General features: G+C 45.2%; 22 protein-coding genes. 8 read left to right on the forward strand and 14 right to left on the reverse strand.

Going from position 1 to position 18114, the window contains the following annotated elements:
- Window positions 1-118 precede the first annotated feature (118 nt).
- Both FJQ87_RS04255 and FJQ87_RS04260 read right to left on the reverse strand, forming a co-directional pair.
- A complete protein-coding gene (locus FJQ87_RS04255) occupies window positions 119-1540 on the reverse strand; it encodes a GGDEF domain-containing protein (protein WP_140930841.1) in 1422 nt (473 codons plus the stop codon).
- Window positions 1525-2664 (reverse strand): FIST N-terminal domain-containing protein, encoded by a 1140-nt coding sequence (locus FJQ87_RS04260; RefSeq protein ID WP_168195137.1) that lies wholly within the window; start codon window positions 2662-2664, stop codon window positions 1525-1527. The genes FJQ87_RS04255 and FJQ87_RS04260 overlap by 16 nt, the downstream gene beginning before the upstream one ends.
- Before the next feature lie 156 nt (window positions 2665-2820).
- Between FJQ87_RS04260 and FJQ87_RS04265 the strand changes: the two genes are divergently transcribed.
- Window positions 2821-3477, forward strand: coding sequence for an OmpA family protein (locus FJQ87_RS04265; protein ID WP_140930845.1), 657 nt, complete (start codon window positions 2821-2823; stop codon window positions 3475-3477).
- A 179-nt stretch (window positions 3478-3656) separates the two neighbouring features.
- On the opposite strand, the gene mgtE is transcribed toward FJQ87_RS04265, so the two are convergent.
- From mgtE to FJQ87_RS04325, 12 genes are all read right to left on the reverse strand, one after another.
- On the reverse strand, window positions 3657-5030 hold the full coding sequence (gene mgtE / locus FJQ87_RS04270; RefSeq protein ID WP_140930847.1) for a magnesium transporter: 1374 nt from the start codon (window positions 5028-5030) through the stop codon (window positions 3657-3659).
- Window positions 5031-5116: 86 nt separating this feature from the next.
- Window positions 5117-5392 (reverse strand): HPr family phosphocarrier protein, encoded by a 276-nt coding sequence (locus tag FJQ87_RS04275; protein WP_140930849.1) that lies wholly within the window; start codon window positions 5390-5392, stop codon window positions 5117-5119.
- Window positions 5379-6233 (reverse strand): RNase adapter RapZ, encoded by an 855-nt coding sequence (gene rapZ / locus FJQ87_RS04280; protein ID WP_140930851.1) that lies wholly within the window; start codon window positions 6231-6233, stop codon window positions 5379-5381. Before rapZ ends, FJQ87_RS04275 begins: the two co-directional genes overlap by 14 nt.
- Window positions 6230-6673, reverse strand: coding sequence for a PTS IIA-like nitrogen regulatory protein PtsN (gene ptsN, locus FJQ87_RS04285; RefSeq protein ID WP_140930853.1), 444 nt, complete (start codon window positions 6671-6673; stop codon window positions 6230-6232). Before ptsN ends, rapZ begins: the two co-directional genes overlap by 4 nt.
- Window positions 6674-6675: 2 nt before the next feature.
- A complete protein-coding gene (gene hpf, locus FJQ87_RS04290) occupies window positions 6676-6963 on the reverse strand; it encodes a ribosome hibernation promoting factor (protein WP_140930855.1) in 288 nt (95 codons plus the stop codon).
- Window positions 6964-6991: 28 nt separating this feature from the next.
- A complete protein-coding gene (locus FJQ87_RS04295; RefSeq protein WP_140930857.1) occupies window positions 6992-8560 on the reverse strand; it encodes an RNA polymerase factor sigma-54 in 1569 nt (522 codons plus the stop codon).
- Window positions 8561-8665: 105 nt separating this feature from the next.
- The gene (gene lptB / locus FJQ87_RS04300) at window positions 8666-9397 is read right to left on the reverse strand and encodes an LPS export ABC transporter ATP-binding protein (RefSeq protein ID WP_140930859.1); all 732 of its coding nucleotides are present in this window, start codon (window positions 9395-9397) and stop codon (window positions 8666-8668) included.
- Window positions 9397-9981: a lipopolysaccharide transport periplasmic protein LptA gene (gene lptA / locus FJQ87_RS04305; RefSeq protein ID WP_140930861.1), complete on the reverse strand. Its 585-nt coding sequence runs from the start codon at window positions 9979-9981 to the stop codon at window positions 9397-9399. Before lptA ends, lptB begins: the two co-directional genes overlap by 1 nt.
- Window positions 9968-10528 carry an LPS export ABC transporter periplasmic protein LptC gene (gene lptC / locus FJQ87_RS04310; protein ID WP_140930863.1) on the reverse strand — a complete coding sequence of 187 codons (561 nt, stop codon included), beginning with the start codon at window positions 10526-10528 and terminating at the stop codon, window positions 9968-9970. The genes lptA and lptC overlap by 14 nt, the downstream gene beginning before the upstream one ends.
- The gene (kdsC, locus tag FJQ87_RS04315; protein ID WP_140930865.1) at window positions 10525-11076 is read right to left on the reverse strand and encodes a 3-deoxy-manno-octulosonate-8-phosphatase KdsC; all 552 of its coding nucleotides are present in this window, start codon (window positions 11074-11076) and stop codon (window positions 10525-10527) included. The genes lptC and kdsC overlap by 4 nt, the downstream gene beginning before the upstream one ends.
- Entirely contained in the window at window positions 11077-12054 is a 978-nt protein-coding gene (locus FJQ87_RS04320) for a KpsF/GutQ family sugar-phosphate isomerase (protein ID WP_140930867.1), read from the reverse strand. It lies immediately after the preceding gene.
- Between the two features lie 35 nt (window positions 12055-12089).
- The gene (locus tag FJQ87_RS04325) at window positions 12090-13052 is read right to left on the reverse strand and encodes a calcium/sodium antiporter (RefSeq protein ID WP_140933988.1); all 963 of its coding nucleotides are present in this window, start codon (window positions 13050-13052) and stop codon (window positions 12090-12092) included.
- A 277-nt stretch (window positions 13053-13329) separates the two neighbouring features.
- Between FJQ87_RS04325 and FJQ87_RS04330 the strand changes: the two genes are divergently transcribed.
- The 7 genes from FJQ87_RS04330 to murA are packed head-to-tail and all read left to right on the forward strand — an operon-like array spanning window position 13330 to window position 17946.
- On the forward strand, window positions 13330-14142 hold the full coding sequence (locus tag FJQ87_RS04330; protein ID WP_140930869.1) for an ATP-binding cassette domain-containing protein: 813 nt from the start codon (window positions 13330-13332) through the stop codon (window positions 14140-14142).
- The gene (gene mlaE, locus FJQ87_RS04335; RefSeq protein WP_140930871.1) at window positions 14129-14914 is read left to right on the forward strand and encodes a lipid asymmetry maintenance ABC transporter permease subunit MlaE; all 786 of its coding nucleotides are present in this window, start codon (window positions 14129-14131) and stop codon (window positions 14912-14914) included. The genes FJQ87_RS04330 and mlaE overlap by 14 nt, the downstream gene beginning before the upstream one ends.
- 22 nt (window positions 14915-14936) lie before the next feature.
- The gene (mlaD, locus tag FJQ87_RS04340; RefSeq protein WP_140930873.1) at window positions 14937-15404 is read left to right on the forward strand and encodes an outer membrane lipid asymmetry maintenance protein MlaD; all 468 of its coding nucleotides are present in this window, start codon (window positions 14937-14939) and stop codon (window positions 15402-15404) included.
- A gap of 13 nt (window positions 15405-15417) precedes the next feature.
- The gene (locus tag FJQ87_RS04345) at window positions 15418-16065 is read left to right on the forward strand and encodes an ABC transporter substrate-binding protein (protein WP_140930875.1); all 648 of its coding nucleotides are present in this window, start codon (window positions 15418-15420) and stop codon (window positions 16063-16065) included.
- Between the two features lie 3 nt (window positions 16066-16068).
- Complete coding sequence (locus FJQ87_RS04350; RefSeq protein WP_140930877.1) at window positions 16069-16365, forward strand: STAS domain-containing protein; 297 nt, start codon at window positions 16069-16071, stop codon at window positions 16363-16365.
- A 36-nt stretch (window positions 16366-16401) separates the two neighbouring features.
- The gene (locus FJQ87_RS04355) at window positions 16402-16659 is read left to right on the forward strand and encodes a BolA family protein (RefSeq protein ID WP_140930879.1); all 258 of its coding nucleotides are present in this window, start codon (window positions 16402-16404) and stop codon (window positions 16657-16659) included.
- 9 nt (window positions 16660-16668) lie between these two features.
- Window positions 16669-17946 carry a UDP-N-acetylglucosamine 1-carboxyvinyltransferase gene (gene murA, locus FJQ87_RS04360; protein ID WP_140930881.1) on the forward strand — a complete coding sequence of 426 codons (1278 nt, stop codon included), beginning with the start codon at window positions 16669-16671 and terminating at the stop codon, window positions 17944-17946.
- The last annotated feature ends 168 nt before the right edge of the window (window positions 17947-18114 follow it).

The raw sequence follows: 18114 nt of genomic DNA on the forward strand, positions 1-18114 counted from the left end.
TATGGCAGTCTATTGGCTGAAATTAAACCTGAATTGAGTAATTTATTGTTTATAATCAGTTGCTTGTTTTGTTTTTGTTGGTGAGTGGTGAATGGGTTGTGTTTGCGTCTAGGTGTTATTAGCCATAGACGCGATTTCTGCCATTATTTTTGGCAAGATACAGATATTCATCGGCTTGTTTGATTAGCGCTTCTAAGTGAGCATCATCGCCCTCACTACTGATTAATCCTATGCTGACACTGGCTTGTATTTGATATTGTTCGTGTTGTATAACGAGCTCATTAAATTGCTGGCGAATGCGCTCGGCAATTAAATGCGCTTGTTGATGATTGGTATTGGCCAGCGCAATAATAAATTCTTCGCCGCCAAAGCGGCCAAACATGTCGTGCTCTCGCAGTTGCTGCGCAGTAATTTTGCAAAAGGCTTTGAGCACGGCATCGCCGCCCGCATGGCCATAAGTGTCATTAATCTGCTTAAACTTATCTAAATCTAAGGCTAACAGGCTAAAGGTTTGTGTTTTGGCCTGACACTGGGCCAAGCTATGGCTCGCCGCTACCGTAAAATGACCACGATTAAAGCAGCCAGTAAGCGAATCGGTTTGCGCTAGGCAGCGCAGTTGTTGTTCAAGGTTTTTGCGCTCAGAAATATCGAGGAAGGTTTGAATAATAATGGCCTTGCCTTCAATGACTAAATTGCAAAAGGCAATTTCAGCGAGAAAGCGGCGCGCTGTGGTTGAACCCATCTCGATATCAATGCGGTTAATGCTTGAGGGCTGGCCGTCATTGTTTTGAAAGGTGCGCAAGCATTGATGATAATGCTCTTGATAATTGCTGGTAATTAATTGGGAGAAGTCTTGCGGCAGCGGCTTATTTTTATCCAATTTAAATTTTTCTAGCGCATAGTCATTAAGCATAAGCACTTGGTTATCTAAGGTGGTGATCGCAAAGCCTATGGGCGCTGAGTTAATCACGTCTTGCAGTTGCTGCAAGGTACGTTTGGACTCTTCAAGTGCATTGGCAAGGTAGTTATCTAGCTGTTTTCTAATGGTGATATCTCTAAAAATAATCAGCACTTGCCCTTGGCTTAAATGTGCAAATCGCGCTTCAAGGTGAATATCATCACCTTGAGTATGCAAGCTAAATTCATAGATATTGGGTTGAGTTTTATCGCGCACCCCGGCTAAATGTTGCAGCAGGTTACTAATATCGTCAGTGACTATGGTGCTAGCTAAGCTTTGATTTTTCTCATGCAAGCTAAACACGCCTTGCAGCGATTGCCCGACCCTGAGTTCTAATACTCTATCTTTGCTATCAAGCCACACATAAGTATCAGGCATGGCATTCAGTAAAGAATTAAGGTTTTGATTCTTAGTATTAAGCTCATTAGAGCTGAGATCTAATGAGCGCTCGGTGATCAGTAAATCTTCCGTAAAATCTTCATAAGCTTGCTCTACCAGCTCAACTAAGCTGGCAAGCTTAGGATCGTCTGGTAGACCATCTGGATACAATTTATGGAGCTGACGTTTTAGTAATCTGTGCATAGTTCAGAAATACAGGTGATAGTCATAGTTTGGTTATGTAATTCAGCTTGATGCTTGTCATCAAAGGGCGCGATTTCCCCATAAGAGTAAAAACCGCACACTTGGGTGTCATGATTGAGCCTTTCTTTAACTATATCAAGCTCTTCATCAATCATTTGCTTGAGTAATTGTTTGCGACCAACGCAGCTGATGAGAATGGCAAGCTGTGGATTGTCATGGGACTCTAAGCACACCTCAATAGCACTGGCTGCGCCATTAATGATGGATTCAACATTGGCGCGCATCAGGCGGGCGGTCGCCCCTACGGGAATGCCGCCGGCAAAGGTGATGCTTTGATGATCTTCATTCACGGCTAGCATAGTGCGCACTAATTTAGTGCTGTGTCCCACTTGTGATATTTCAAGCGGATAACGCAGGCCGCTGGCAGGCAGGCCTTCAACTTTATCACCCAGATATTCTTTATAAACCGTTAACGCGGGTTGATGGTCAAGCTCTAATAGCTCATGGCCATCGGATGCCGTAATGAGCCTATCTGGGCCAAATGGCAGCCAACCGCCGCGAGAGCCATGGCTTACTTTCAAAGCGCGGCCATAAAGGCCAATGGCCACGACTTGTTTGCTACTAATGTGGTCTTGCGCCAAGGTATGGGTTTGGCGGAATAGGAAATTATCCCCAGCTAAACCGCCAGTAATAGCCACTTCTTTGGGTAAGTTATCCACTAAGCCTTGAGTTAAGTCGCTGCCAAATACATTAAGGCCATCACTTAATACCATGACCAGTTTTAGGTCGTCCCCAAGCAGTTCGTGAGCTAGCCGTTTACCTGTCTCATACGACTCTTGCGGCATATCCACTTGCTGGGTTGTCATACGGATACTGGTGTTACTAAAAGCAATGAGGGTTGCTACTAAGCCATTATCTATCACTTGGTCTTGGCTGATTTCACCAGAGGTGGTCGCGCCAATATAGAAGGCTAGGGGAAGTTGTTGTTGCAGGCTAGTTATGGCTTCTTGATATAGGGGCAGGTTGCCAAATAAGAGTACTAATATCTGCTGCGGCTTTGAGGTATCTAAGCTGATGGCTTGATCCCAGTGGCCATTGCTAAAGCGTAACTGTTGGGTTTGCATAGACGCATCCTTGACGAAACTAATTAAGTCCATAAATCAATTGAATTAAGTGTAGTCAATATTTGTAGTGTGGTGGGAAGTTAATCAAGGGATGCTTGCGATTATGTTTTGGCCAGTTATTATGGTGACCATTTTTTAGCTGTAGGAAATAAATGAATGAATAAAAATTGGATAATAGCTCCGCTGTTTTGTGTTGCTATGAGTGGTTGCAGTACTGTCAATCCGTATACGAATGAACAGCAATCTGCGAAAGCGACCAATGGCGCTATTATTGGCGCGCTTGCGGGTGTTGCTATTGGTGTGGCTTCATCAAGTAAAAATGATCGCGGTAAAGGCGCGTTAATTGGCGCAGCCTCTGGCGCGGCTTTGGGCGGCGGCATTGGTTATTATATGGACGTGCAAGAAACTAAGCTGCGTCAGCAATTACAAGCCACAGGCGTGAGCGTGACTCGTGATGGTGATAACATCATTTTGAATATGCCTAATGAAGTGACCTTTGGGGTGGATCAAACTAACCTCAATCCTGCGGCTATGGGCGTGTTAAATTCAGTGGCATTAGTGGCTAATGAATATCCAAAAACCCGCTTAAATGTGTTGGGTTATACCGATAGCACAGGTTCAGATAGTTACAATTTGCGTTTATCGCAGGTGCGCGCATCAGAAGTGAGTAATTATTTGATGCAGCAAGGCATTAAGCCGCAGCGCCTTGGCGCTTCAGGCATGGGAGAAGCCAACCCGATTGCGAGCAATAGCACTAAGGCTGGTCAAGCGCAAAACCGCCGGGTTGAAATTGTGCTGACGCCAATTAAGTAATTAACTTATTCGGCCATTCATTGCATGAATAATCTAAGTGCATGAATTATCTGAGTGCATGAGCTAGCTAAGCTCAATAAGTTAGTAAAATAAACAAGGACCCGATGGGTCCTTGTTTATTTAGTCGCAGTGTTTTTTGCAGTGGGTGATGTTGAAATGACGGTTTAGAGACTACTTGTCTAGATGCTGTGATTCATCAAAAACAGAGTCGCCAGTCCTAAGAAGGCAAATAAACCTATCACATCAGTAACTGTGGTGAGCACCATGCCGCCAGCTAATGCGGGATCAATGTTTAAGCGTTTCAACATCAAAGGAATAGCCGCGCCGGCAAGGCCTGCAACTGTCATATTGATAAGCATAGCGCCGCCTATTAGCATGCCAAGGGCCATATCGCCCTTCCACATCCACACGGCGACAAAAACTAAGCAAGCCCATAGGACACCATTGAGGAAACCAATGGCAAGTTCCTTGCCGATTAGCCAGCGTGAGTTACTTTGACCCACTTGCCCAAGGGCAATACCGCGGATAACTAAGGCTAAGGTTTGATTACCCGCCACGCCGCCCATGCTTGGGACAATTGTCATTAACACCGCGATTGTGGCAAATTTTTCAATGGTGCCTTCAAACATGTTACTGACAGAGGCGGCAAGTAAGGCCGCAAACAAGTTCATGGTCAGCCACAAAGAACGCTTTAAAGTGCTTTTGAGCACAGGGCCAAAGGTATCTTCATCATCGTCCATACCGGCCATACCCATCATGGAGTGCTCGGCATCTTCACGAATAATATCGACCACATCATCGATGGTGATCCGGCCTAAGAGATGACCTTCAGCATCAATCACTGGCGCAGATAACCAATCATGGCGTTCAAATAGTTGCGAAATCTCAGTATCTGACATAGTGACAGGAATGCCTTCCATATCAGGGATCATAATATCGTACACTGAAGTGGTAGGGTTTGACACTAGTAAGTCGGTGATACGAATGCCACCGAGTAAACGGTCGCGCTTATCAACCACATATAAGGTATCGGTCGCATCTGGCAGGCGGCCGCGTAGGCGCAGATAACGCAGAATCACATCAATAGTGACATCCGGTCTTAAAGTCACTGTATCGGTATTCATGATACTGCCAGCAGTATCTTCAGGATAAGACAGGGCTTGTTCAACCCTAGCCCTATCTTGGGTGCTCATAGACAGCAATACTTTTTGGTACAAGGCATCGGGTAAGCTGCGTAAAATATAGGCGAGATCGTCTGTGTCCATGCCAGCGGTTGCCTTAGCAACACCTTCTGGGGACATTTGTTTAATCAGATGATCTTTTAAATCTTCAGGAAGTTCTTCAAGAATTTCACCGGCTTGATCATGATCGATAAGCTGCCATAGCACTCGCCTAGTTTGTGGAGTCGATGACTCCATAATATGCGCTATGTCTTGAGCGGCCATGTTGCTGAGCATATCGCGTACATGGACAAACGTTCCACTACCAAGGGCGTGTGACAGTTGATCTAGGAGTAACTGAGTATGATCATTATTGAGTGCTTCGACTGGCATGCATCCCTCCCTTTTTGGCAGGCGCATATCATACTCTTAGCCTAGCTAAATGAACACGCCCAATTCAGCGGCTTTTAGCGCCGCGTTTACTCATTCTCATCAAATCGGGCGTTGATTAGATTGCAAATTGCATCCATGGCCGCTTGTGCTTCTTCGCCATCGGCGCGGATAAGTATGGTTTTGCCAGGGCCTGAGCCCAGCATTAATAACCCCAATACACTTGCGGCCGAGGCTTGTTTATCACCTTGAATTAAGGTGATATTAGCTTGATATTCACTGGCTAATAACGCCAGTTTAGTGGCAGGACGGGCATGTAATCCAAGCTTATTACATAGAGTTACTTGGCGCTCAAGCACTGGCATTATTAAGCTCTCGGTGACGCGATTGCACTGTGTGCTTACCGTTAGTAAAACGTTTTGCGAGTTGATCGGCGACATATACTGATCTGTGTTGACCACCGGTACAACCAATCGCAATAGTTAGGTAACTTCTGTTATTGCGTTCTAATTGTGGCAACCAAGTACCCAGTAAGCTTTCGATTTGCCAGATGAACTTATTGACTTGCACTTGGCGGCCTAAGAACTCTTGCACTGGCGCATCAAGCCCGGTAAGCGGTCTAAGTTCTTGCTCCCAGTGGGGGTTTGGCAAAAAACGCACGTCAAACATAAAATCGGCTTCGGTTGGCATGCCATGCTTAAAGCCGAAGGATTCAAAGGTGATGACTAGCTCTTTTTCAACGCGGCCGAGCAAAATTTCCCGCACCTTATCGCTTAACTCATAAATGGTTAAGTTCGAGGTATCGATGAAATGATCCATTATTTTGGACAGGGGAGCGAGCAATTCGCCTTCACGTTTAATCGCATCACTGAGTGAACTTTGGGATTTAGATAAAGGATGCAGGCGGCGGGTTTCACTGTAGCGCTTAAGAAGTACTTGATCGCTAGAGTTTAAAAACATGCTTTTAATAACAGTACTATTAGGCAGTTTACGCAGCTCTTGCTCAAGCAGTTTTTCTTGTTCAGGTAAATTACGTACATCGACACTGATGGCGATTTTATCGTTACTTACTTGCAATTCGCTCAGCAAACTACCGATTAGGGATAAAGGTAAATTATCGACACAATAATAACCAAGATCTTCTAATACTCGCAGGGCGACGGATTTCCCTGAGCCACTGCGGCCAGAGACTATAACCAGTTTCATGCTGTGATCACCTGATAGAGTTGAGTTTCATCTTCGGTCTTACGAATTTGCTTGAGAACTTGCTTATCACTCAGTTTTTCGGCTATTGCCGCTAAGGTCGTCAAGTGCTGCTGACATTCATCGCTCGGCACTAATAAAGCAAATATGATATCTACTGGTTGCTTGTCGATGGCATCAAACGATATAGGAGTTAAGCATTTAATAAGCACTCCTATGGGCTCGCTGATTGCATCAAGGCGACCATGAGGGATAGCAATGCCATTGCCTATGCCTGTGCTACCTTTCTTCTCGCGAGCTAATAGGCTCTCAAAAATTTCTTGGGAAGATAGGTTGGGGTATTGAGCTGCCACTAGATCACTGACAAGCTCAAGCCCCTTTTTCTTACTGCCCGGAGTGGCACAGGTAGTGCACTCTGGTCGCAGGATGGTACTGAGTTCCATCGTTAATGTTTTATCAATTTCTCTTTGTGTTTAATGACTTGACGGTCCAACTTATCTATCAGGGCGTCAATCGCGGCGTACATATCTTGATGTTCGGAGGTAGCGAATATTTCACCGCCACTCACTAGTAGCTTGGCTTCAGCAATCTGCTGATTTTTTTCAACATTTAAAACAACATGCACATTATTGATCTGTTCAAAATGACGTTCAAGCTTTGTGAACTTGTTTTCAACATACTCGCGTAACGAATCGGTTACTTCTACGTGGTGCCCTGTCAGATTAATTTGCATAGATGCCTGCCTCCAGTGAAATGGTGGGTTATAAACTTTTACGCTGATTGGACGGTGGGATCAACATAGCTTCTCGATATTTAGCTATGGTGCGCCGTGCAACGTTAATTCCCTGTTCTGCCAAAAGCTGAGCCATTTTACTGTCACTCAGTGGTTTCTTTTGGTTTTCTGCAGCGACTAGCTTCTTTATAAAAGCTCTAATTGCTGTAGAGGAGCATTCTCCGCCGTCATCCGTGCCTACATGGCTAGAGAAAAAGTACTTTAATTCAAAAATCCCCTTAGGGGTATGCATATATTTTTGAGTCGTCACCCGTGAAATCGTCGATTCATGCATTTCAACGGCTTCAGCTATGTCATTAAGAACCATAGGTTTCATCGCTTCTTCACCAAACTCAAAGAAACCTTGCTGGAACTCAACTATGCAAGTCGCCACCTTTAGAAGCGTATCATTGCGACTCTCTAAACTTTTAATAAACCATTTGGCTTCTTGCAAGTGGCCGCGAATAAACTGACTATCGGCTTGATTGCGACTGCTGCGAGCCATGGCGGCATAATGCTGGTTTACATTCAGTTTAGGCATATTATCGGGATTGAGCTCTACAACCCAACGACCATTTTTTTTGCTGACCGATACATCAGGGATCACGTATTCATCGCTATTTGGCGTAATTAACGAGCCGGGGCGCGGATTTAAGGTCTGGATCAGTTGCAGCGCATATTTGACATCATCTTCTTTGAGCCGAGTTTTTCGCATTAATAAACGAAAATCTTTGGCGGCTAAGACATCCAAATGTTCATCAATCAGCAGTCTAGCTTCCGCTAAATATGGTGTGTTTTCATTAAAATGCGACAGCTGAATAAGTAAACATTCGCGCAAATCTCGGGCGCCGACACCTATGGGATCAAAATGCTGAATCCGTTTAAGCACAGCTTCCACTTCATCAAGCTCTATATCGTCATCATCACTAATGGCATCCAGAATTTCAGCAGTCGATAAGGTGAGATAACCGCGTTCATCAATCGCTTCAATAATAGTGGTAGCAATGGCGCGATCGGTATCGCTAAACGGAGTCAGATTCTTTTGCCATTCTAAATGCTCATACAAGCCTTCGCAGGTTTCACCTTGAAACGGCATGTCATCATCGCGCAGATTAGCAGAGCCTGTGTTACTAGTTGCGGTAAACACTTCATCCCAACTGCTATCAAAAGGCAGCTCTTCTGGCATAGTTTCTTGGGTGAGGGCATCACTAGTATCGACACTTGAACTATCGCGCTCCATATCGACTTCATAGGAGTCAGCTTCAACGGCATCAGCTTCATAACTCATGTCGCTGCTGTCTGCTGTATTGTTGTCATTGGTTTCTAGTTCTTTGTCCTGATTCTTAACGTGAGTGACATCGAACTCGTTGCCTTCCGTCGCGGCTTGGATGGGATCATATTGCTCTTCATCCAATTCTAATAGCGGATTAGACTCCAGGGCTTGCTGGATTTCCTGCTGTAGTTCCATGGATGATAATTGCAGCAGACGAATGGCCTGCTGCAATTGCGGAGTCATGGTAAGTTGCTGACCCAGTCTAAGCTGGAGTGACGCTTTCATAATTACCGCTATCCCTACTTATGAGAGTTGTGATGGAAAACACTGAATAATAAGCGTATATCACAAAGTAAAAGACGACCTTACTGATCGCCTTGTTAACGTTAACTATAGCCTGAATTGTTCACCTAAGTACACTGCGCGCACTTGTTGGTTATCTAATATTTCAGCGGGAGTACCTTCTGCAATCAATTCGCCATGGCTAACGATATAGGCATGCTCACAGACGTCTAAGGTTTCACGGACGTTATGATCTGTGATTAACACCCCAAGCCCGCGGCTTTTGAGTTGTTCGATGATCTTTTTAATGTCGATCACTGAAATGGGGTCAACCCCTGCAAATGGCTCATCAAGTAGAATAAACTTAGGATTAGCCGCTAATGCTCTGGCAATTTCAACTCGGCGCCGTTCACCGCCTGATAACGACATGCCTTGCGAGTCGCGAATATGGGTAATATGAAACTCTTCCAGTAAATGCTCTAGCTGCGCTTCACGCTCATCGCTATTGAGCTCTTTACGAGTTTGCAGCACCGCCATAATATTTTGATAGACGGTTAGTTTTCTAAAAATGCTGGCTTCTTGCGGCAAGTAACCTATGCCTTTACGTGCTCGTAAATGCATAGGATCTTGCGTCAAATCTTCATCATTAATGAAAATATGGCCTTTATCGCTTTTTACCAGCCCGACCACCATATAAAAGGTGGTGGTTTTGCCAGCACCGTTAGGACCTAACAAGCCGACAATTTGGCCTGTCTTAACGGTTAAACTCACATCCTTAACTACCTGTCGGCTTTTATAACTTTTGGCGAGATGCTCAGCCCTAAGAGTCAAGCTTGTCATTATTGAGATTGCCCCTCGTTATTCTTTGAGTCGACCGACTGGCTAGTTTTCAGTAGTTTAAACTTGCCATCGTCTTTGCTTGGCAAGTCATCTCTAAAGCTTTCTGGTTTGATGATAGTAATGACGCGCTCGTCTTTTTGCTTGTCACCTTCAGCCATTAATTGTTGTTTTTCAATGTTATAAACGATTTTTTCGGCACTAACCTTACTGCCCGCTTGCTCAATGGTCGCATTGCCAATTAAGGTCATAATGCGCTTACTCATGTTGTACTGAATTTCATTGGCGCTAGCGGTCGCGCGCAGGTTATTTTCAAGAATTTGCGAGTAAGTGGCTGGCGTGCCGTGCGCTACTAATACTGTCATGCCATCTTGATTGCTGCTGGCGTTCAATTCTTTGGCATTGATTTTAATGCTGCCTTGAGTCACTACCACGGGACCATAATAGATGACTTGCTTATTCTTGATGTCGGCAAACTGACGCGCGGCATCAATTTTCACTTCTTGATTCAGTGAATCATTGATAGCCATAGCGCTAAAACTTAAGCCGCAAAAAATAAGGGTAGCGATTGATTTACTTAGGTTCATATGTTCCTTCTATCTGGCTTTTAAGCTCAATAGTTTGGGTATTTAAGTCAGCGTAGAGGCCTTTGCCTTTTACAGTGAAGCCTGTGCCTTGAATAGCTATGTCTCTATCTGAGGTCATAATCATAGTATTCAGGTTTAGCTCCAAATAGCTGGTTGTCAGCGTTTGAATGGGTTCATTAGGAGCAAGAGCTTCAATAATAACATCATTCTCTAATGTTACTTTACCCGTAAGTTTATCTAGGCTGCCTTGTTTGGCATGCAATTGCCATTGGTCATCACTATTTTCTGGGTACAACTGATACACAGGCTCAGTAAAAAACGTAGTCTGAGTCTGATTAAAGTGTTCCATATGCAGCGCGCTTACGCGACTGCTCACAGTACCATCTGGGTTAAATTCGACACTTTTAAGATTGTCGGCCACAAAATCGGGTTGCTCTTGCGTTTGCGATGTATGTAATTCTTGAGCCGATTTTTTAACTTGAACTTGCCAATACAGGATTAACGCCGCGCTAAAGAATAAGACTATGGCCAGAGTGACCCGATTCATACGCTCATCCCATGGGATAAATGAAATTTATCTTGGCTGAGTAACAATAAATCTGTGAGTTCTCGCACTGCGCCATGGCCACCATTAATGTGAGTCACCCAATCGGCTTGCTGCTTAACAAACGGATGACCATCGGCAACACATACCGACAAACCTACGTGCTGCATCACAGGTAAATCAACAACATCATCGCCAATATAAGCCACTTGGCTTGGATTTAAGGCTAATTTAGCTAAGAGTTCAGTAAAGGGCTGCTGTTTATCATCAACGCCTTGATAGATGTGTTCAATTCCTAAGGCAGACATGCGCTGCGCGACTAGGTTGGATTTTCTGCCGGTAATGATAGCGACTTGAATGCCAACAGATAATAGTGATTTGATGCCAAAGCCATCGCGAGTATGAAAGGCTTTTAACTCTTCGCCTTGATTGCCAAGATAAATACGGCCATCAGAAAATACACCATCGACATCACAAATGAGTAATTTGACCGCACTAGCTTTATCCCAAATCGCTTGGGCGACTGGGCCATAAAATGTTTCTTGCATCAGTTAGATTACTCCAGCTTTTACCAAATCGAGCATGTTTAACGCCCCAATGGCGTGCTGCTGTTCATCAACGACTATCAAGCCATTGATATTGCGGGTATCCATAATTTTTAATGCGCCGGCCGCTAAAATATCCGCGGCGACGGTAACGCAATTTTTCGTCATCACTTGACCAATCTCAGTATGACGTAAATCTATGTTGGCATCTATGATCCGGCGTAAGTCACCGTCAGTAAAAATGCCTAATAACTTATGATTGTCATCTACCACAGCTGTCATGCCAAGGCCTTTGTTGCTGATCTCATACAAGCTTTCAGTGATCTTGGCGTTTGGCGATACCAGTGGTAACTCATCGCCTGCATGCATAATGTCAGCTACTTTGAGTAGTAACTTGCGCCCTAAGCTGCCACCAGGATGCGACAGCGCAAAATCATCGCGGGTAAAGCGCTTAGCTTGCAGTAAGGCAACTGCTAAAGCATCCCCCATGACTAACGTGGCGGTAGTGCTTGAGGTCGGTGCTAGGCCTAATGGGCAAGCCTCTTCAGGCACCTGAATACATAAATGGACATTGCTAAGCTTGGCCATAGTGGATTCAGGTTTACCGGTAATAGTAATGACTTCTATACCAAAGCGCTTGATAACCGGCATTAATGTCAAGATTTCAGAGGCTTCGCCTGAATTTGAAATCGCAATAATCACATCTTGCTCGGCTATCATGCCTAAGTCGCCATGACTGGCTTCGCCTGGATGAACAAAAAAGGCAGCAGTGCCTGTGCTGGCTAAGGTCGAGGCAATTTTATTACCAATATGCCCAGACTTACCCATGCCCATGATGATGACTTTACCTTTGCAGTTGAGCAGCATAGTGCAAGCTGCGGCAAATTCAGGTGAGTCAACATATTGATAAAGATTGTCTAGTGCAGATTTTTCAATATCTACGACCTTGCGGCCCCACTGGCGCCATTGATGTTCATCTGTCATAACGGTTTCTCTGAGTCCTTGCCCTAAGCGGGAAATTAATTAGACCATAATACCAAAGCTTGGTAGCCAACGAATGAGGCTAATAACAGCGCGCCGTGCCATGGTAATAGTTGCTGGCGTTTACCGCTCAGTAATACCAAGATGGCTAAGGCGCTGCTGCTGGCGAGTACCATGTAAATATCACGGCTACTGGCCATGGCATCAACGCTGCCTGGGGCCAATAAGCCTGGAATGGCCAATACGGCTAAAATGTTGAATAAATTTGAACCGACGATATTGCCTATGGCTAAGTCATCTTCTTTCTTTAATACACCTGCAACACAGGCCGCCAGTTCAGGCAGGCTAGTACCGACCGCGATTATGGTCAGTCCAATCACTAAATCAGACATGCCAAAGGCTTGAGCTATACCTACGGCGCCATCGACCATCCAGTCTGCTGACAGAGGTAACAGTATGATGCCAAGGATTATCCAAAATACTGCCATCTTGGTTGATACCCCTGTTGGGATATCATCATTGTCATCTTCATCTGTGGCATCACTTGGGCGGCTTTTAATGCCTTGCCAAATCAAATAGCCCATTAGAACCACAAAGAGTCCAAGTAAAATCGCGCCATCTACGCGTGATAATTCACCATCATACAGTAAATAGCCGGCCAGCACTGTGGCGGCTAGCATCATAGGAATTTCGCGTTTCATGGTTTGGCTGCTAACAGCAATCGCCCCAAGCAGCGCGGTAATCCCTAAAATCAGGGTGATGTTGGCGACGTTAGAGCCAAGTACATTACCTATGGCGGTATTGCTCATACCATTGAGTGAAGCCGTGACTGACACAAACATTTCTGGCGCCGAGCTGCCCATGGCGACAATGGTGAGACCAATGAGCATAGGTGGCAGGCCTAAATTACGGGCAAAGGCGGCAGCGCCATAAACAAACTTGTCCGCGCTCCATACTAATAACGCGAGTCCAGCGGCCAAGAGCAAAATATTAAACAGCATTCTTAAAATAATGAATATTGGGATTATGGGGCGCATTTTCGCTGGATTTGAGTCAAATTAAAAGTGCTGAGGTAACAGAGTCGTGACTTGGTTGTGCTTAAGCTGTCATTTACGTACAATTTGCCTTCTGTTTCTGTGGCTCTTGAGGCAAAATCTCGACCTTTGACCTGAGGCACTGTGTGTCATCCAGTCAGTCCTTAGCATTGGCATAGACGTGAGCGGCGTTAATTGATAGCCCTCTAAGAACCATGGATTTTGATTTACGATAGGATGCAAAATGCCTGAGCTATCAACAGCCTTAGTGGAAGTGAAACGCCTGAATTTCAGTCGTGGTAATCGTCCTATTTTCAAAGATTTAAATTTAACTATTCCCAGAGGCAAGGTCACAGCGATCATGGGGCCGAGTGGCATAGGGAAAACTACCTTATTAAAACTCATTGCTGGTCAATTAACGCCAGACAGCGGTGAAGTCTTATTTGATGGCCACAATGTTCATCAATTATCGCGAGATGACTTATATCAGCTGCGTCGGCGCATGAGCATGCTCTTTCAAAGTGGCGCCTTATTTACCGATATTAATGTGTTTGATAACGTGGCGTTTGGCTTACGCGAGCATTCGGGTCTGCCAAGCACCATTATCGAGCGCATAGTATTAATGAAGCTTGAAGCGGTTGGTTTGCGCGGCGCGGCGCAATTATTCCCGAACGAATTATCTGGCGGTATGCAAAGACGCGCCGCCTTAGCGAGAGCCATCGCCATGGAGCCAGAAATGGTGCTCTATGATGAGCCTTTTGCTGGCCAGGACCCGATTTCTATGGGAGTAGTGGTTAAATTAATCGGTGATTTATCCAGCGCCCTTAATCTAACCTCGGTGGTGGTGAGTCACGATGTCGATGAAGTGATGTCGATTGCCGATTATGTGTATGTCATCGCGGATAAAACCATTATTGCGCAAGGCACGCCGCAAGAGCTTAGGGTATCAACGGATGCTAAATTGCAGCAGTTTTTATGTGGCAAGCCCGACGGCCCAGTGCCATTTCATTTTCCTGCCAAGGATTATATTCAGGAGTTAACCAATGGCCGTGCTTGATTCAATTGCGACACTTGGGCGCTATGGCATCAATCAGGTGGCAGGCTTTGGCCGAGCTGGCTTGATGCTGTGGGGCGCCATTGCCCATTGGCCGCGAGTAAACAAAGGCTTGCCACTACTGATTAAGCAAATCTACGTAGTTGGCGTGCAATCTATGCTGATTGTCTTAGTATCAGGCCTGTTTATCGGCATGGTATTAGCGCTGCAAGGTTATACAGTGCTGGCGGATTTCGGTACTGAAGAAAGCTTAGGCCCTATGGTGGCGTTAAGTTTGTTGCGAGAACTTGGGCCTGTGGTCACAGCTTTGCTGTTTGCGGGGCGCGCAGGCTCAGCATTAACCGCTGAAATCGGTTTGATGAAAAGTACTGAGCAGCTATCAAGTTTAGAGATGATGGCTGTTGATCCACTGCGGCAAGTGATAGCACCAAGATTTTGGGCTGGGGTCATTAGCATGCCATTACTGGCATTAATGTTTACTGCCGTGGGTATTTTTGGTGGCCATTTAGTCGGGGTTGAATGGAAAGGCATTGATGAAGGTGCGTTTTGGTCTATTTTGCAGGCATCGGTTGAATGGCGCCAAGACATAGTCAATTGCATCATCAAAAGCGTAGTGTTTGCCGTGGTCGTAACTTGGATAGCCCTGTACCGTGGTTACCATGTGAAGCCTAATCCAGAAGGCATTAGCCAAGCGACCACCAAAACTGTGGTGCAATCCAGCTTAGCGGTTTTAGCGTTAGATTTTTTACTAACAGCAATGATGTTTGCACGTTAATAGTCACAATGGGAAATGACCAATGTTAACTCGAAAGATTGAAATTCTAGTGGGACTGTTTTTATTAGCAGGACTGGCAGCATTATTGGTGTTGGTGTTTAAAGTGGCCAATGTCGATTTAAACAATGGTGAAAATAGCTATAGCTTGGAAGCGCGATTTACCAACATAGGTGGCTTAAAAGTGCGCTCACCCGTAAAAGTCGGCGGCGTTGTGGTTGGGCGAGTGACGGCCATCACCTTAGATGCTGAGCGTCTTGAGCCGATAGTGACGATTAAAATTGATAATAAATATAATCAATTTCCAGACACTAGCAGCGTCGCGATTTTAACCTCAGGCTTGCTCGGTGAGCAGTTCCTCGGCTTGACGCCAGGCTTTGTTGATAGTGACGTGAGCATGTTGGCAAACGGCGATCGTATCGATGATACCCGCGGTGCATTAGTGCTTGAAGATTTGATTGGTCAATTTCTTTACAGTAAGTCAGATAAATAAGGGAAGCTAAGCTATGACTAAATTATTGCCATCGATTGCTGCGATGTTTTTTATGTTGGTGTCGTTAAGTGCAACAGCGGCGCCCGTTGATAATCAAAACCCCTACCTCTTGATTGAAGTAGTGGCGAATCAAACCTTTGACCGCTTTAAGCAAGAACAAGCCAAAATTGCGGCAGATCCTGAATATTTAAAGGTGATAGTCACCGATGAACTTATGCCGTATGTGGATGCCAAATACGCAGCCTATAAAGTATTAGGTAAGTATTTACAGCAAACGACGCCTGAGCAAAGAGATGCCTTTGCTGATGCTTTTAAGCAGTATTTGATTGCCACCTACGCGCAGGCTTTCACTGAATACACCAATCAGGAAATTGCGTTTAGCCCAGCTAAAGATTTCAGCAAAGAGAAAATCGTCTCTGTGGACGTGGTTATTTTAGCGCCTGGCAGACCCAATATTACCGTGGCCTTTAAAATGCGCCGCCTTAAGAACAATGATTGGAAAGCCATCGACATGGTGGCAGAAGGCGTGAGCTTATTGGCCTCTAAAGAATCTGAGGTGGCAGGTATCATTAGCCGTGAAGGCATAGATGCTGTGATTACTCAGTTAGGAACTTTGGCGGCTAAACCTATTACGCCTAAGTCAAATGCCAAAGGAAATTAAGCCATGAGTCTTGCTGTGAGTTTTGATGCTAAAGATAGCGAGTGTTTTATTCGCGGTCGTCTCACGGAAAAAGATGTCATTGAGTTATGGCCTAAGCGCCATGACTTAGTTAGCAAGCAAACACTTAAGCTCAATTTATCTGAGCTTGAGTATAGTGACAGCGCTGGCATCGCCTTTTTAATCGAGCTATGGCAGCTAGGATTAGCGCACCAAAGTCAGCTGACTTTGGTTGCACCTTCGCCACAACTGAGTAAACTCCTCGGTCTGTATGATTTAGATTCACAATTTCCCTCGCAATAATCTTGAGTTTGCCGCGAGCCAGTTAAGGGTAATCAAATGGATTGCAACGAAATCGAACAGCTGTTGTTATCACAACTTCAGCTTGAAGAAGTGCATGTCAGCACTGATGGTAGTCATTTTAAAGTGATAGCCGTAGGCGAATGCTTTGAAGGTATGAGCCGCATTAAGCAACAGCAAAGTATTTATGGTCCATTGATGGAAAGCATCACCAGTGGTCAATTACATGCATTAACTATTAAAACTTTTACGCCGACCCAGTGGAAACGCGAAAAAATATTTAACTCGCCAGTGTAGAGAGTAAGTGTGGATAAATTAACAATTCAAGCCAATGGCGCACTCAGTGGTAGCGTCGTAATTTCGGGTGCAAAAAATGCTGCCTTGCCAATCTTAATGGCAGGCGTATTGGCTGAGTCTGAATTTGTGTTAAGTAATGTGCCACAGCTGCGCGATGTAACTACCAGTTGCAAACTGCTGCGCTGTTTAGGCGCTGAAGTTGATGTGACTGCTGATGGTCTCATTAAAATCCGTACCGACAAGCTCGATAATTTCTGTGCACCTTATGATTTAGTTAAAACCATGAGAGCCTCGATTTTAATCTTAGGCCCTTTGCTGGCTCGTTTTGGTACTGCGGATGTGTCTTTGCCTGGTGGCTGCGCTATCGGTGCCCGCCCAGTAAACCTGCACTTGCATGGTTTAGAGCAAATGGGCGCTCACATCGAAGTGAAAGAAGGTTATATCAAGGCGCGTGTTGATGGCCGCCTGAAAGGCGCTCATATCGTGATGGATATGATAAGCGTTGGCGCCACTGAAAACTTACTGATGGCTGCGGCATTAGCTGATGGCGAAACCATTATTGAGAACGCGGCGCGTGAACCTGAAGTCACAGATTTAGCCAATTGCTTGATAGCCATGGGCGCCAACATTGAAGGCGCAGGTACTGATACCATTCGCATTCAAGGCGTTGAAAAATTAAATGGTTGTCATTACCGCGTAATGCCAGATCGCATCGAGACTGGTACTTTCTTGGTCGCTGCTGCTGTAACTCGCGGTCATATTCGCTGTGAAAATGCTAAGCCAAAATCTTTAGAAGCGGTTCTGGCTAAGCTTGAAGATGCGGGCGCGACTATCACGACTGGCGCTGATTGGATTGAGCTTGATATGCAAGGTCAACGTCCAAAAGCGGTCAACATCAAGACTGTGCCATATCCAGGTTTCCCAACCGATATGCAAGCGCAATTTTGTGTATTGAATGCCTTGGCGACTGGTTCTGGCACTATCGTTGAAACCATTTTTGAAAACCGCTTTATGCATGTCCCTGAGCTACTGCGTATGGGCGCTGACATGGAATTAGAAGGTCACACTTGTATTATCCATGGCGTTGAGCGTTTAAGCGGCGCGCAAGTGATGGCGACCGATTTACGTGCATCAGCAAGCTTAGTGATAGCTGGCTTAATGGCCGATGGCGACACTGTGGTTGATAGAATTTATCACCTCGACCGTGGTTATGAGCATATCGAACAGAAGTTTGAAGGCTTAGGTGGGCATGTGGTTCGCGTAAAAGAGTTTGTGAAAGAGAGCTAATAGCGCTTGGCAACACTCATAAAAAACTCGGCTTGCCGAGTTTTTTTATGGCTAACGTTTAGGGGCTAACGCTTAGGCGTTTAAGGTAAGGTTAATCAGGGCAAGGTTTAGTCTGGCGCTTACGCGTTAGCTTAGTGCGGGTTAGCTTAGATGTTGCCAACCCGCGCT

The organism is Shewanella sp. SNU WT4 (genome assembly GCF_006494715.1).
In the GTDB taxonomy this organism is placed as follows: Bacteria; Pseudomonadota; Gammaproteobacteria; order Enterobacterales; family Shewanellaceae; genus Shewanella.